The 14700-nt window shown below is 73.4% G+C and carries 14 protein-coding genes; 10 read left to right on the top strand and 4 right to left on the bottom strand.

The window, feature by feature from the left end; translation table 11 throughout:
• Positions 1–4: 4 nt before the first annotated feature.
• Together eat and ABT129_RS11895 are read right to left on the bottom strand one after the other, a co-directional pair.
• Complete coding sequence (eat, locus tag ABT129_RS11900) at positions 5–1462, bottom strand: ethanolamine permease (RefSeq protein ID WP_351899806.1); 1458 nt, start codon at positions 1460–1462, stop codon at positions 5–7.
• Between the two features lie 258 nt (positions 1463–1720).
• Positions 1721–2449: a FadR/GntR family transcriptional regulator gene (locus ABT129_RS11895; RefSeq protein WP_351899804.1), complete on the bottom strand. Its 729-nt coding sequence runs from the start codon at positions 2447–2449 to the stop codon at positions 1721–1723.
• Between the two features lie 89 nt (positions 2450–2538).
• Here ABT129_RS11895 and ABT129_RS11890 point away from each other — a divergent pair, with 89 nt between their 5' ends.
• The 4 genes from ABT129_RS11890 to ABT129_RS11875 all read left to right on the top strand — a co-directional run bounded on the left by ABT129_RS11890 (position 2539) and on the right by ABT129_RS11875 (position 7585).
• On the top strand, positions 2539–3903 hold the full coding sequence (locus tag ABT129_RS11890) for a glutamine synthetase family protein (protein WP_351899801.1): 1365 nt from the start codon (positions 2539–2541) through the stop codon (positions 3901–3903).
• A 120-nt stretch (positions 3904–4023) separates the two neighbouring features.
• Positions 4024–5388 (top strand): aldehyde dehydrogenase family protein, encoded by a 1365-nt coding sequence (locus ABT129_RS11885; protein ID WP_351899799.1) that lies wholly within the window; start codon positions 4024–4026, stop codon positions 5386–5388.
• A gap of 5 nt (positions 5389–5393) precedes the next feature.
• Entirely contained in the window at positions 5394–6185 is a 792-nt protein-coding gene (locus ABT129_RS11880) for a 3-oxoacyl-ACP reductase (RefSeq protein ID WP_351899796.1), read from the top strand.
• Between the two features lie 95 nt (positions 6186–6280).
• Complete coding sequence (locus tag ABT129_RS11875) at positions 6281–7585, top strand: HAD family hydrolase (RefSeq protein ID WP_351899794.1); 1305 nt, start codon at positions 6281–6283, stop codon at positions 7583–7585.
• Here the strand turns inward: ABT129_RS11875 and ABT129_RS11870 are convergent.
• Entirely contained in the window at positions 7582–8784 is a 1203-nt protein-coding gene (locus ABT129_RS11870; protein ID WP_351899792.1) for an amino acid deaminase/aldolase, read from the bottom strand. The two genes, ABT129_RS11875 and ABT129_RS11870, sit on opposite strands and share 4 nt — an antisense overlap.
• Positions 8785–9387: 603 nt before the next feature.
• Between ABT129_RS11870 and ABT129_RS11865 the strand changes: the two genes are divergently transcribed.
• From ABT129_RS11865 to ABT129_RS11855, 3 genes are all read left to right on the top strand, one after another.
• Entirely contained in the window at positions 9388–10422 is a 1035-nt protein-coding gene (locus tag ABT129_RS11865) for a hypothetical protein (protein ID WP_351899789.1), read from the top strand.
• Positions 10419–11585, top strand: coding sequence for a type VII secretion-associated serine protease mycosin (gene mycP / locus ABT129_RS11860; protein WP_351899788.1), 1167 nt, complete (start codon positions 10419–10421; stop codon positions 11583–11585). The genes ABT129_RS11865 and mycP overlap by 4 nt, the downstream gene beginning before the upstream one ends.
• Positions 11586–11658: 73 nt before the next feature.
• On the top strand, positions 11659–12390 hold the full coding sequence (locus tag ABT129_RS11855) for an SseB family protein (protein ID WP_351899785.1): 732 nt from the start codon (positions 11659–11661) through the stop codon (positions 12388–12390).
• A gap of 15 nt (positions 12391–12405) precedes the next feature.
• Here the strand turns inward: ABT129_RS11855 and ABT129_RS11850 are convergent, their stop codons facing one another.
• Positions 12406–12783: a DUF1844 domain-containing protein gene (locus tag ABT129_RS11850; protein WP_351899783.1), complete on the bottom strand. Its 378-nt coding sequence runs from the start codon at positions 12781–12783 to the stop codon at positions 12406–12408.
• Between the two features lie 286 nt (positions 12784–13069).
• Between ABT129_RS11850 and infC the strand changes: the two genes are divergently transcribed.
• The 3 genes from infC (at position 13070) to rplT (ending at position 14628) form a co-directional block, all read left to right on the top strand.
• On the top strand, positions 13070–13816 hold the full coding sequence (gene infC / locus ABT129_RS11845; protein WP_351899781.1) for a translation initiation factor IF-3: 747 nt from the start codon (positions 13070–13072) through the stop codon (positions 13814–13816).
• 124 nt (positions 13817–13940) lie between these two features.
• Entirely contained in the window at positions 13941–14135 is a 195-nt protein-coding gene (gene rpmI / locus ABT129_RS11840) for a 50S ribosomal protein L35 (protein WP_073818494.1), read from the top strand.
• A 106-nt stretch (positions 14136–14241) separates the two neighbouring features.
• Positions 14242–14628: a 50S ribosomal protein L20 gene (gene rplT, locus ABT129_RS11835; protein ID WP_024760684.1), complete on the top strand. Its 387-nt coding sequence runs from the start codon at positions 14242–14244 to the stop codon at positions 14626–14628.
• Positions 14629–14700: the final 72 nt, after the last annotated feature.

Here is a 14700-nt window from a genome sequence, read left to right as displayed (position 1 = left end):
GGGGTCAGTCGCGTTCGAGTTCGGCCTCGGCCGCCGCGAGCGCCGCGAACTCCTCCTCGGGCGCCCTGGCCACCAGATGGTGCCGACTGTAGAACGCGAAGTAGGCGAGGGCGATCACGTACACCCCGAGCGCCATGAACGCCGCCGTCCGGTCCACCAGGAAGGTCGCGACCAGGGCCGACAGGGCGAGGACGAAGGCCACCGACGAGGTCGCGATCCCGCCGGGCGTGCGGTACGGCCGGTGCAGGCCCGGTTCGCGGCGCCGCAGCACGATGTGGGAGAGCGCCATCAGGGCGTACGAGATGGTGGCGCCGAACACGGCGATGTTGAGCATCCGTGCCCCGTCGCCGGTGCCGGCGGCCAGCGCGAAGCCGATCGCGCCCGGGATGAGGAGTCCCAGGTAGGGCGACTTCCGGCGGCTGGTGAGGGAGAGGAAGCGGGGCAGGTAGCCGGCGCGGGAGAGGGCGAAGAGCTGCCGGGAGCCGGCGTAGATGAGGGAGAAGAAGGAGGCCACCAGACCGGCGAGGCCCGCGTAGTTCACGAAACGGCTCAGCGCCGTCGGGTCCCCGTCGCCCTGGAGCGCCACGACCAGTGGGTTGCCCGCCTCGGCGACGGCGGCCGAGCCGCGCGCCCCGGTGGCGGCGAAGAAGGTCATGACGGCGAGCAGCACCAGGACGCCCATGGAGATCGCGAGCGCCTTCGGCATCGACCGCACCGGGTCCTTCGCCTCCTCGGCGGCGAGCGGCACGCCCTCGACGCCCAGGAAGAACCACATGCCGAAGGGGAACGCGGCCCAGATCCCGAGCAGGCCGTACGGCAGCCAGGAGTTGGAGCCGAAGGCCTCGCCGTCGACCGGGATGTCGTTCAGGCCGTCGACGTGGAAGTCGGTGAGGGCGCCGAGCGCGAAGACGACCAGGGCCGCGACCGCGATGGCCGTCACGACGAGGCTGAAACGCAGCGCCTCGCCCACGCCCCACAGGTGGATCCCGATGAAGAGCGCGAAGCAGACCAGGTAGACCGGCCAGCCGGACTCCAGGCCGAAGAGGCCGAGGGACTCGACGTAGTCGCCGATGAAGATCGAGATCGCGGCGGGCGCCAGGATGTACTCGATGAGGATGGCGGTGCCGGTGAGGAACCCGCCCCAGGTGCCGAGCGCCCGGCGGGCGAAGCCGTAACCGCCGCCCGCGGTGGGCAGGATGGCGGAGAGTTCGGCGAGCGCGAAGACCAGACAGGCGTACATCGCGCCCATCAGGACGGTGGCGATGGCGAGCCCGCCGAAGCCGCCCTTCGACAGACCGATGTTCCAGCCGGAGAAGTCCCCGGAGACGACGTAGGCGACGCCGAGTCCGGTGAGCAGCAGCCAGCCGGCGCTGCCGCGGCGCAGCGCCCGGCGTTCGAGGTAGTCGTCCTTCGGTGGGGTCGTGCCCCCGGGTGTGCTCCCGGTCGTGTCTTCGAGCGTCATGGCAGCGTCAGCTCCCCGCAACGGGCCCAATGGATTGAGGCCATACCTTTGCGTCGGCCCGGCCGGAACGCAACCCCCGTGCGTTACTTTCGGGTTACGGGGGCGCTTTCGGGCCGGACGGGCCCGCTCCTCACGCCGAGGCCGCCCGCTCCTCGCGTCGAGGCCGCCCATCCCTCGCGCCGAGGCCGTCCACCCCCTCGCGCCGAGGCCGTCCACCCCCTCGCGCCGAAGGATCCGCCCCTCCGGCGCGCCTCCTCCTCAGGTCAGGAAGCCCCGCAGCAGCGCCGCCGTGCCCGAGCAGTGCTCCCGCATGACCTCGCGGGCCGCGTCCGCGTCCCCGTCGAGGACCGCCTCCACCAGGGCCGTGTGCTGGTGCTGGGAGTGCTCCAGGTTGCGTACGAGCAGCGGGATGCAGTCGAGCAGGTCGTTCACGGTCGCCCGGACGGCGGCGTACTGGGCCGTGAGCGTCGGCGAGCCCGAGAGCTCGGCGAGGGTGAGGTGGAGCAGGGTGTCCTGGCGGCGGTAATCGGCCAGCGGGGCGTCATGGGTCGCCGCCACGGCGGTCCGCAGCCGCTCGGCGCCCGCCGCGTCGAGGCCGTGGGCCGCGCAGAGCCCGGCGGCCCCCACCTCCAGGACCTCACGGAAGCGCAGGGTGTCCTCCACGTCGACCGAGGCGATCCGGCGGCGCAGTTCGTCCTCGTCGGCCGTCTGGACGCGGGGGAGCACGAACGTTCCGCCGTAGCGGCCGCGCCGGCTCTCCACGAGCCCCTGCTCCTGGAGGACCTTGAGGACCTCGCGCAGGGTCACCCGGCTGATCCCCATCCGGTCGGCCAGCTCCCGCTCGGCGGGCAGCCGCTCCCCGCCGGGCACGAGCCCGAGCCGTACCACCTGGAGGATCTGCTCCAGGGCCTCCTCGAAGCCGTTGCCCGCCCGGACGGGCCGCAGCACGGGCGTCAGCCGGTCCGCCGGTTCACTCGTACGGGACACGTTCTCGATTCCCCTTCGTCAGCACTTCCCAAGCAATGGTCTTCCGCAATACCTTATGGCTTCCGGCAGGCCGAAGGAGGAGCAATCCCGTGGCAGACCGCAAACCCCCGCTCACCGTCGAGGAGCTCCGTGCCCTCGTCGCGAGCGGCGAGATCGACACCGTCGTCCTGGCCTTCCCCGACATGCAGGGGCGGCTCCAGGGCAAGCGGTTCGCCGCCCCGTTCTTCCTGGACGAGGTACTCGGCCACGGCACCGAGGGCTGCAACTATCTTCTGGCCGTCGACACCGAGATGAACACCGTCGAGGGCTACGAGATGTCCTCCTGGGACCGCGGCTACGGCGACTTCGCGATGCACCCCGACCTCGCCACCCTCCGCCGCCTCCCCTGGAACGAGGCCACCGCCATGGTGACGGCGGACCTCGCCTGGGCCGACGGCACCCCCGTGGTCGCCGCACCCCGGCAGATCCTCCGCCGCCAGCTGGAGCGCCTCGCGGAGCACGGCTTCACCGCCCACGTCGGCACCGAACTCGAGTTCATCGTCTTCAAGGACAGCTACGAGCAGGCCTGGGACGCCAACTACCGCGGCCTCACCCCCGCCAACCAGTACAACATCGACTACTCCGTCCTGGGCACCGGACGCATCGAACCCCTCCTGCGCCGCATCCGCAACGAGATGACCGCGGCCGGACTCACCGTCGAGTCCGCCAAGGGCGAGTGCAACCCCGGCCAGCACGAGATCGCCTTCAAGTACGACGAGGCCCTCGTCACCTGCGACCGGCACGCCGTCTACAAGACGGGCGCCAAGGAGATCGCCGCCCAGGAGGGCTACTCGCTCACCTTCATGGCGAAGTACAACGAGCGCGAGGGCAACTCCTGTCACATCCACCTCTCCCTCCAGGACGCCGAGGGCAAGAACGTGATGGCCGGGGACGACGCGCACGGCATGTCCGCGACCATGCGGCACTTCCTCGCCGGACAGCTCGCCGCCCTCCGCGACTTCTCCCTCCTCTACGCCCCCAACATCAACTCGTACAAGCGGTTCCAGCCCGGCTCCTTCGCGCCCACCGCCGTCGCCTGGGGCCACGACAACCGCACCTGCTCGCTCCGGGTCGTCGGCCACGGCCGCTCCACCCGCTTCGAGAACCGCCTCCCCGGCGGTGACGTCAACCCGTACCTCGCCGTCGCGGGCCTGGTCGCCGCCGGTCTGTACGGCATCGAGCAGCGGCTCGAACTCCCCGAACCGTGCACCGGGAACGCCTACACCGCCGAGTACGCGCACGTCCCCACCACCCTGCGCGAGGCCGCCGAACTCTGGGAGACCAGCGAGATCGCCAAGGCCGCCTTCGGGAGCGAGGTCGTCGCCCACTACCGCAACATGGCCCGCGTCGAACTCGACGCCTTCGACGCCGCCGTGACCGACTGGGAGCTGCGCCGCTCCTTCGAACGCCTCTGAGTCCCGTACGGCTCCGGCCCGCCCCGGCTTCCGGGCACGGGTCCCGGCCCGTCCCAAGCCTCCGAGTCCCGTACGGCTCCGGCCCGCGCAGGTCTCCGAAACGCCTCTGAGAGGAAAGAGTTGCTCCAGGTACTGAACCCGGCGACCGAGGAGCTGGTCGCCACCGTCCCCGCCGCCACCCCGGCCGACGTCGACGCCGCCGTCGCACGGGCCGCCGCCGCCCAGCGCGGCTGGGCCGCCGCCGCGCCCGCCGACCGGGCCCGGCTGCTCCGCCGCTTCGCCGCCGTCGTCGACGACCACGTCGAGGAACTGGCCCGGCTGGAGGTCACCGAGGCCGGACACACCATCGGCAACGCCCGCTGGGAGGCCGGCAACGTCCGCGACCTGCTCGACTTCGCCGCCGGGGGAGTGGAGCGCCTCAACGGGCGCCAGATCCCGGTGGCCGGCGGCCTGGACATCACGATCCTCGAACCGCTCGGTGTCGTCGGCGTCATCGCCCCCTGGAACTTCCCCATGCCGATCGCCGCCTGGGCCACCGCACCCGCCCTCGCCGCCGGCAACGCCGTCCTCCTCAAGCCCGCCGAGACCACCCCGCTCACCGCGCTCCGGCTCGCCGGGCTCGCCCTGGAGGCGGGCCTGCCCGAAGGCCTCTTCCAGGTCCTCCCCGGCACCGGCCCGGTCGCCGGGAACGCCCTCGTCGAACACCCCGGAATCGCCAAGATCGTCTTCACCGGCTCCACCGCCGTCGGCAAGTCGATCATGGCCAAGTGCGCCGGCCAGGTGAAGCGGGTCACCCTCGAACTCGGCGGCAAGAGCCCCAACATCGTCTTCGCCGACGCGGACCTGGAGGCCGCGGCGGCGGCCACGCCGATGTCCTTCCTCGACAACAGCGGCCAGGACTGCTGTGCCCGCACCCGCGTCCTGGTCCAGCGGAGCGTGTACGACCGCTTCCTGGAGCTGCTCGCCCCCGCCATCGAGGAGATCGTCGTCGGCGACCCCGCCGACGAGCGCACCCAGATGGGCCCGCTCATCTCCCGCGCCCAGCTCGACCGCGTCCGCTCCTACGTGGACGGCGCCGCCGAGAGCGCCTCCGGTATCCGGGGCAAGGCACCCGAAGGCCCCGGCTTCTGGTTCCCGCCGACCGTCCTCACCGGTGTGGCCGAGGACGCCCCCTGCGCCGTCGAGGAGATCTTCGGACCCGTCGCCGTCGTCCTCCCCTTCGAGGACGAGGCCGACGCGATCCGCCTCGCCAACGCCACCGAGTACGGCCTGTCCGGCTCCCTGTGGACCCGGGACGTCGGCCGCGCCCTGCGCGCCTCCCGCGCCGTCCGGGCCGGCAACCTCTCCGTCAACTCCCACTCCAGCGTCCGCTACGCGACCCCGTTCGGCGGCTACCGGCAGTCCGGCCTCGGCCGTGAACTGGGCCCCGACGCCCTGACCGCCTTCACCGAAACCAAGAACGTCTTCATCAGCACGGAGGCCTGACCCGCATGAGCACCAGCACCGAAGAGAACGTCTGCCGCCGCCTGGTCGGCCGTACCGCCGTCATCACCGGAGCCGGCAGCGGCATCGGCCTCGCCACCGCCCGCCGCTTCGCCTCCGAGGGCGCCAACGTCGTCTGCGGAGACATCGACGAGACGGCGGGCAAGGCCGCCGCCGAGGAGGTCGGCGGGACCTTCGTCCAGGTCGACGTCACCGACCCCGAGCAGGTCGAGGCGCTGTTCAGGACCGCCTTCGAGACGTACGGCTCCGTCGACATCGCCTTCAACAACGCCGGCATCTCGCCCCCCGAGGACGACTCCATCCTGGAGACCGGCCTGGAGGCCTGGAAGCGCGTCCAGGACGTCAACCTCACCTCGGTCTACCTGTGCTGCAAGGCCGCGCTGCCCTACATGCGCCGCCAGGGCAGGGGCTCCATCATCAACACCGCCTCCTTCGTCGCGATCATGGGCGCGGCCACCAGCCAGATCTCGTACACCGCCTCCAAGGGCGGCGTGCTCGCGATGTCCCGCGAGCTGGGCGTCCAGTTCGCCCGCGAGGGCATCCGGGTCAACGCCCTCTGCCCCGGGCCCGTCAACACCCCGCTCCTCCAGGAACTGTTCGCCAAGGACCCCGAGCGGGCCGCCCGCCGCCTCGTCCACATCCCCGTCGGCCGCTTCGCCGAGCCCGAGGAGATCGCCGCCGCCGTCGCCTTCCTGGCGAGCGACGACTCCTCCTTCGTCAACGCCAGCGACTTCCTCGTCGACGGAGGCATCGCGGGCGCGTACGTGACCCCGCTCTAGACCGCCGCCACACCCCCACACCCCCACCCGGCAGCCGGGCGTCGCAAGGCGCCCGGCTGTTCCGTGTCCGGAGCAGCCCCGACAGGAGAGTGATCATGAACCGACGCCCCCGACTCCGTACGTCCGCGGCCGCCGCGGCCGCCCTCGCCCTCGCCGTGACGAACCTCGGCTCCGCCACCACCGCCGAGGCGAAGCCCGGGGAACACCGAGCGCCCCGGCCGTGCCCCACCCTCACGGTCTCCGAGGGCTGGTACGGCGACACCAGGGCACGCCTCGACGCCCTCGTCGCCGACCACTGCCGCGACAAGGGGCGCAAGCCCGTCGCGGTCTTCGACTGGGACAACACCGTCATCAAGAACGACGTCGGCGACGCCACCCTCTACTGGCTGCTCCGCAACGACCGCGTCCGGCCCCCGAGGAACGGCGACTGGTCCACCACCAGCCGGTACCTGACCCCCGGGGCCGCGGCCGCCCTCGGCGACGCCTGCCCCTCCCGCGGACGCACCCTCCCCACCGCCACCGACACCCGCTGCGCCGACGAGATCCTCGCCGTCTACGGAACAGGTGCCACCAGCGGCGGCGCGGACGCGTTCGCCGGCTTCGACCACCGCCGCATGGAACCCCAGTACGCCTGGCTCGCCCAGCTCCTGCGCGGCTGGACCACCCGCGAGGTCGAGTCCTTCGCCGCCGCGGCCCGCGCCGAGAACCTCGCCGCCCCGCAGGGCGCCACCCAGCGCGTCGGCACCGCCCGGGTCACCGGCTGGGTCCGCCACTACCCCCAGCAGCGCGACCTGATCCGTACGCTCCGGGCCGCCGGTTTCGACGTCTGGATCGTCTCGGCCTCACCCGAACCCGTCGTCGACGTCTGGGCGAAGGGCGTCGGAGTCGCGCCCTCCCACGCCCTCGGCATCCGCAACACCACCGACCGCGGCCGGCTCACCGCCCACCTCAGGGGCTGCGGGACGGTACGGGACGGCGAGGACGCGATGATCACCTACATCGACGGCAAACGCTGCTGGATCAACCAGGAGATCTTCGGCGTCCGCGGCCCCGCCGCCGAGCGCGTCCAGCCCGCCTCCCGGCGCCAGGTCTTCGCCGCCGGCGACTCCGACACCGACATCTCGTTCCTGCGGGACGCCACGGGACTGCGCCTCGTCATCAACCGCAACAAGAACGAACTCATGTGCCGGGCGTACGAGAACGGCGACGGCCGCTGGATCGTCAACCCCATGTTCATCGAGCCCAAGCAGCGGAAGACCACCCCGTACCCCTGCGCCACCACCGGGTACACGGCGCCCGACGGCACGGCGGCACCGGTCCGCCGGCCCGACGGCAGCGTGATCCCGGACCAGTGGGACACCGTGCACCAGGACCCGCGTACCAGGACCGGCGTGGCCTAGAGGAAGGTCCGCCCCTCGCCCCGGTACGTCGGCACGGTCGCCGTGACCCGGTCGCCCTCGACCAGCCGCAGGCTCTCGAACCGCTCGCACAGCTCGCCGGCCTTCGCGTGCCGGAACCACACCTTGTCGCCGATCCGCAGATCGTCGGCCGGCGAGCCGAGCAGCGGGGTCTGCACCTCGCCCGGACCCTCCTGCGGGTCGTACCGCAGGCCCTCCGGCAGGTACGGCACGGGCAGCCGGTCCGGGCCCGCCGCACCGGACGCGGGATAGCCGCCGCCGAGCACGGTGACCACGCCGACCCCCGGACGGCGGACGACGGGCTGCGCGAAGAGAGCGGCGGGGCGGCCGCTGAACGAGGTGTAGTTGTCGAAGAGGCGCGGCACGAAGAGCCCCGAACCCGCGGCGATCTCCGTCACCGCGTCCTCGGCGGCCGTGTGCTGCACACTGCCGGTACCGCCGCCGTTCACGAACTCCAGGTCCGGCGCGACCGCCCGGACGGCGCGCACCACGGCCGCCCGACGCTCCGCCAGCTCCCTGCGGGCCGCCGCCTGCATCAGCCGGATCGCGCGCGAGCGCAGCGGCCGGCCCGCGAGCGCGTCCCCCACCCCCGCGACATGCCCCTCGTACGCCATGATCCCGACCAGCCGGAACCCGGGACGCCGCACCACGGAACGGGCCAGCTCCGCCAGTTCCGCGGGCTCCCGCAGCGGGGAGCGGCGGGCACCGACCCGGATCCGGCCGCCCAGCAGGCTGAGCGCCGTGTCCAGCTCCAGGCAGACCCGGACCTCCTCCGTGCCGCCCGCGCGGGCGGCGTCGATCAGGTCCAGCTGCGCCACGTCGTCGACCATCACGGTCACGGCGGCGGCGAGCTTCGGGTCCCGCGCGAGCTCGCCGAACCCGGAACGGTCCGCCGAGGGGTAGGCGAGCAGCACGTCCTCGAACCCGGCGCGCGCCAGCCACAGCGACTCGTCGAGCGTGAACGACATGATCCCGGCGAAGCCCTCCCGCGCCAGCACCCGCTCCAGGAGCGCCCGGCACCGCACGGACTTGCTCGCCACCCGGATCGGCTTGCCCGCTGCCCTGCGGACGAGGTCCGCCGCGTTGGCGTCGAAGGCCTCCAGATCGACGATCGCCACGGGCGCGTCGAGATGAGCGGTGGCCCGGTCGTAACGGGCCCGGTCGGCGGCACGGGGAGTCATGGCCCGAGCTTGCCAGACAGGTTTACGGGTGGGTAGCCCCTGGGTTCCCGTGCCAGGGGGAACAGCCCGTAGAGTGACGGGCATTGTCGACACGAGTGGGGGACGGGGATGACCGGCGAGCAGCGTCCCCGCACGACCTCGCGCATCACCGACGCCCTCCTGCCGACCCGCCCTCCGGAGCCCGAACCGGAGCCGCTCGCGGTCGAGACGACGACGAGGCTCCGGGCGATCCGCCCGTCCGAGGAGCCCCCGCCCCGCCCGGCGACGCCTTCCGCGCCCCAGCGGCACCCGGCGACGGGATCCACGACACCGCCCCGCCCGGCGACGCCTTCCACGCCCCAGCGGCACCCGGCGACGGGGTCCACGGCCCCGCCCCGCCCGGCGACAGCTCCGGCGGCTCCGGCGCGTCCTGTCGCGGGCCCCCCGCGTCCGGCCCCGACGCGCCCGGCGTCCGGCCGTCCCGCCTCCGACCCCGGCGCCCAGGCACCCACGATCCCGCCCCGGCCCACGACCCTCCCGGCGGCCCCGCCGCGTCCGGCGACGGGCGGACCGACGCCCCCGGCCCCGCCGCGTACGGCGACCCGCCCGGCCCCCGCGGCCCCCGTGGCCCCGTCCGGCGCGGCCACCCCGCCGACCGCCGCCCCTCGGTCGACGCCCGCTCCCGCCGCCTCCGCTCCCGCCCGCCCGGGGCCGGACCCGCAGGCCCCGGGCGCCGGCTCCGCACCCGCCCGCCCCGCTCCGGCCCCGTGGACGCCGGCCGCCGCTCCCGCGCGGCCCGTCCCGCCCCACGGCACCCCGGGCGGGCTCGGTACCCCCGGTGTCCTGCCCCCCGAAGTGCCCGTCGAGATCACCACGCGGCTGCGCCCCGTGCGGGAGCGGCGCACCGGGCGGACCGTCGCCGTCGCCGTCTGCGCCGTGCTCGGGGCCGGGCTCATCGGCGGCGCCCTCGCCGGGGTGTGGATGGCCGCCGCCGAACCCGGGAAGCCCGCCGAACCCGCCGGGTACACCGAGACGATGGACCTCTGGCACAACGCCCCCGTCGACACCCTCTTCCCCCGCACCCTCGCGGGCCCCGGCGCGGGCCCCGGCGGCGCCGCGCGCACCTGGACCCGGATCGTCGTCGCCCCGGACGCCGCCTGCACGCCCGCCGTCCTCGCCGAGGGGCTGCTCGCCACCCTCCGGCCGCTCGGCTGCGAGCGCGTCCTGCGCGCCACGTACACCGACGCCACCGCCAGCGGAGTGATCACGGTCGGCCTCGTGTTCACCCGCGCCGACGTCGCCTCGCAGCGCACCCTCGCCCAGGGTGCGGGAGGGCTCACCGCCCGCCTGGGCGAGGACGTCCCCCCGGCGCTCCCCGGCCCCGGCACCGTCGCCGCCGGCTTCGGCGCGAAGCAGCGGGCCGGCTGGTGGCTGAACGCCCCCGCCGACCTCCCCGTCGTCGTCACCGCCGTCTCCGGCTTCGCCGACGGCCGGGCCGTCGACCGCCCGCAGCCCGCCGACCGGGCGATGGCCAAGGGCCGTACGGACGCCACCGCGCAGTCCGGCCTGGGCCACGAGGCCAAGAACATCACCGTCCGCCTCGAGCGACTGCTCCGTACGACCGCCGCCGCGGCGGCGAAGGAGAAGAACGCCCGGTGACCCGCCTCCGTACCCCCGCGGCCGTCCTCCTCGCCGCCGCGTTCACCGCCCTGCCCGCCACCACGACGCCCGCGCACGCCGACACCATCCGGGCCCGCCAGTGGGGCCTCGAAGCGCTCCACACCGCGGAGGCCTGGCGTACCACCAAGGGCGAGGGCGTCACGGTCGCCGTCCTCGACACCGGCGTCGACGCCCGGCACCCGGACCTGGAGGGTTCGGTCCTCCCGGGCCGGGACCTCGTCGGCTTCGGCGCGTCCAGGGGCGACCGCGCCTGGGCCCGGCACGGCACCGCGATGGCCGGGATCATCGCCGGGCACGGCCACGGCCCCGAGGGCGGGGACGGCGTCCTCGGCATCGCCCCCGACGCCGAGATCCTCCCCGTACGGGTCATCCTCGAAAGCGCCGACAAGTCCCGGGACAAGGCCCGCAAGACCCGCGGCACGGCCCTCGCCGAGGGCATCCGCTGGGCCGCCGACCACGGCGCCGACGTCATCAACCTCTCCCTCGGCGACGACTCCAAGTCCGCCCATCCCGACGCGGGCGAGGACGCCGCCGTCCAGTACGCGCTCGCCAAGGGCGTCTCCGTCGTCGCCTCCGCCGGCAACGGCGGCGAGAAGGGCGACCACATCTCCTACCCCGCCGCCTACCCCGGGGTCATCGCCGTGACCGCCGTCGACCGCTACGGCACCCACGCCTCCTTCTCCACCAGCCGCTGGTACGCCACCGTCAGCGCCCCCGGCGTGGACATCGCCATCGCCGACCCCGACCGCCGCTACTACGAGGGCTGGGGCACCAGCGCCGCCGCCGCGTTCGCCTCCGGAGCCGTCGCCCTGGTCCGCGCCGCGCACCCCGACCTCACCCCGGCCCAGGTCAAGCGGCTGCTCATCGACACCGCCCGCAGCCGGCCCAAGGGCGGCCGAAGCGACGCCAAGGGGTACGGGACGGTGGACCCGGCCGCCGCGATCGAGGCGGGCGCCCGGATCAGGGGCGGCGACCCGAAGAACACCGTCACCGGCTACCAGGGCCGGTACTTCGGGCCCGGCCCGGTGCCCGCGGCCGAGGAGAGCCGCCCCGTCGGGCTGCTCGCCCCCCTCGCGGGCGGACTCGGCGCCCTGCTGCTGCTCACCGCCGTCGTCCTGCGCCGCGCCCCCCGCACCCGCTGACCGCCAGGAACCCCCGCCGACCCTCCGGACCCCGGCGGGCCCGGCGCCCCCGGGTCCCGGTTAGGCTCGGTGCGTGGCGCTCAAGAACATCCCGGACCCCGGTTTCTCCGACGACGACGGCACCGCCGACCCACGGCTCGCGGCGGCCCTCGCGGCCTGGGCGGAGGACAGAACCGCCCACGGCCCGGTCCTGGACGCGCTGCGGGAGGCCCGGCTCCTCGTCCCCGTGGTCGCGGTCCTCGGCGAGGTCGAGACCGACGAGAACGGCCTGCGCCGGGAGAAGACCAGCGACATGGCGGTCCCCACGCTCACGGCCGGCGACCGGCGCGCCCTGCCCGCCTTCACCTCGATCGCCTCGCTCGCCCTGTGGGACCCGGAGGCCCGGCCCGTCGCCGTCCCCCTCCACCAGGCGCTCCAGGCGGCCGCGCACGAGAAGGCGGACACGGTCGTCCTGGACCTCGCGGGCCCGGTGCCGTACCAGCTGACGGGCCCGGCTCTGCTCGCCCTGGCCGAGGGCCGGACCAGCGCCGAACCGCTCGACGATCCCGCCGTACGGGAGGCGGTGCGGGCCGCCGTCGCCGCCGAGCCCGCGGTGCTCCGCGCCCACCTGGGCCCCGGCGCCGCCGACGGCACGCTCGCCCTGGTCCTCGCCGGGGACGGCTCGCCCGCGGAGGCCGCGCGGCGCGTGGCCTCCGCCCTGGCCGCCGACGAGACACTGAGGGCCCGCCTGGTGCGGGGCCTCGACCTGGCACTCCTGCCGGCCTCGGCCACCCCTCCGGGCGAGCCCTTCTACGTGAAGCGGTGAAAAGGTGACGCGGTCCTAGCCGTACACGGGGCCCGTGTACTTCTCGCCCGGTCCCTGGCCCGGCTCGTCCGGGACCAGGGAGGCCTCGCGGAAGGCGAGCTGGAGGGACTTCAGACCGTCCCGCAGGGGAGCGGCGTGGAAGGAGGAGACCTCCGTCGCGCCGGCGTCCAGCAGGCCCGCGAGCGCGTGCACCAGCTTGCGGGCCTCGTCGAGGTCCTTGTACTTGTCACCCTCCTCGGTGAGCCCGAGCTTCACCGCGGCGGCGCTCATCAGGTTGACGGCGACGGTCACGATCACCTCGACCGCGGGGACCTCCGCGATGTCGCGGGTCATGGCGTCGAAGTCGGGGGCGTCGGGGGAGTCCGGGGACTCGTTCTGGGGCGTCTCGCTCATGCCTCATACGATATGCCGGTCCTCGGTTAGCGGAGACCGCCGGGTCCTGCTAACCTTGTGTAACGACCGGCCGGACACCTGTGTGCCCGGCCCACAAGTGGAGGCTCCGTACTCCCACCTGACCACCCTCGCGGGTGGCGGGTCACCGGTCAGGTGGCGCCCATCGTTCCGTACGGACGATGGAGCCGCCCGATGTGCGCCCCGCGGTTGACCGCGGCGGTGCTCCGGTATTTCCGTGGAGCCCCGCCTGTGTCCCGTCCGGGGCGTTTTTCATGCGCCGGCTCGGGTGGCCAGAAACAGACAGTGCGCGTCCGTCCGCCAGGCGGTCGCGTGGTGCTACCTAGGAGGATCCATCAGCGCCGAGCCCCGCATCAACGACAGGATTCGCGTTCCCGAGGTGCGACTTGTCGGACCCAGCGGCGAGCAGGTCGGGATTGTTCCGCTTGCCAAGGCCCTGGAGCTCGCACAGGAGTACGACCTCGACCTGGTCGAGGTAGCGGCGACCGCCCGTCCGCCCGTGTGCAAGCTCATGGACTACGGGAAGTTCAAGTACGAGTCGGCCATGAAGGCCCGTGAGGCGCGCAAGAACCAGGCGCACACGGTCATCAAGGAGATGAAGCTCCGGCCGAAGATCGACCCGCACGACTATGACACCAAGAAGGGTCACGTCGTCCGGTTCCTCAAGCAGGGTGACAAGGTCAAGATCACGATCATGTTCCGTGGTCGTGAGCAGTCCCGTCCCGAGCTTGGTTTCCGGCTGCTTCAGCGGCTGGCGTCGGACGTCGAGGAGCTTGGCTTCATCGAGTCCAACCCGAAGCAGGACGGCCGGAACATGATCATGGTTCTCGGCCCGCACAAGAAGAAGACCGAGGCCATGGCCGAGGCGCGTGAGGCCCAGGCCGCACGCAAGGCCGAGCGCCAGGGCGTCACCTCCGAGGAGACGTCCGAGGCTCCGGCCGCCGAGGCCGACGCCCCGGTCGCCGAGGCTGAGGCTCCGGTCGTCGAGGCTCCGGCCGAGACCCCCGAGGCGTGACCCGACGGGCTGCCACCCAGGCAGCCCTGGGCCCCGCCCGGACCCACCGAACAAAGAATTGACGCTCCCGGAGCACCGGTGCCCGCACCGGTGGGGAGCGCCACTGACGAGGAGATACGGCGCGATGCCGAAGAACAAGACGCACTCCGGTGCCAAGAAGCGCTTCAAGGTCACCGGCTCCGGCAAGATCCTGCGCGAGCGCGCCGGCAAGCGCCACCTGCTCGAGCACAAGTCGTCCAAGCTGACGCGTCGCCTCACCGGCACCGCGGAGATGGCCCCGGGCGACGCGGCCAAGATCAAGAAGATGCTGGGCATCTGATCTGATCACCCGCCCTCGGCGACGAGGGCGTCCGGCCAAGTCCGGGACCCATTCGTTTTTCGGGTCGTGTGAGTCCAACCACGACCCCGCTACAAGGAGTTAACAAGTGGCACGCGTCAAGCGGGCAGTCAACGCCCACAAGAAGCGCCGGGCGATTCTCGAGGCGGCCTCCGGCTACCGCGGTCAGCGTTCGCGCCTGTACCGCAAGGCCAAGGAGCAGGTCACCCACTCGCTGGTCTACAACTACAACGACCGCAAGAAGCGCAAGGGCGACTTCCGCCGTCTCTGGATCCAGCGCATCAACGCCGCTGCCCGCCAGAACGGCATGACGTACAACCGCCTCATCCAGGGTCTGAACGCCGCCAACATCGAGGTGGACCGCAAGATCCTCGCCGAGCTGGCCGTCAACGACATCAACGCGTTCGCCGCGCTGGTCGAGGTCGCGCAGAAGGCCCTTCCGGCCGACGTCAACGCCCCGAAGGCCGCCGCCTGATCTTCCAGGCCGCAGTACCTCCGCCCGGACCCGCAGGCGCGCACGCCCCGGCGGGTCCGGGTGCGTCCGCCC

The organism is Streptomyces sp. NPDC002057 (genome assembly GCF_040296665.1).
Lineage (GTDB): Bacteria > Actinomycetota > Actinomycetes > Streptomycetales > Streptomycetaceae > Streptomyces.
This window is presented reverse-complemented; position numbering and strand designations above follow the sequence as displayed.

What these genes read in the sequence shown, in the direction of transcription:
- ABT129_RS11870 (WP_351899792.1), bottom strand. Translation starts at nt 8,784, where the DNA reads ATGACTCCCCGTGCCGCCGACCGGGCCCGTTACGACCGGGCCACCGCT.
- rpmI (WP_073818494.1), top strand. Translation starts at nt 13,941, where the DNA reads ATGCCGAAGAACAAGACGCACTCCGGTGCCAAGAAGCGCTTCAAGGTC.
- ABT129_RS11880 (WP_351899796.1), top strand. Translation starts at nt 5,394, where the DNA reads ATGAGCACCAGCACCGAAGAGAACGTCTGCCGCCGCCTGGTCGGCCGT.
- ABT129_RS11850 (WP_351899783.1), bottom strand. Translation starts at nt 12,783, where the DNA reads ATGAGCGAGACGCCCCAGAACGAGTCCCCGGACTCCCCCGACGCCCCC.
- eat (WP_351899806.1), bottom strand. Translation starts at nt 1,462, where the DNA reads ATGACGCTCGAAGACACGACCGGGAGCACACCCGGGGGCACGACCCCA.
- ABT129_RS11875 (WP_351899794.1), top strand. Translation starts at nt 6,281, where the DNA reads ATGAACCGACGCCCCCGACTCCGTACGTCCGCGGCCGCCGCGGCCGCC.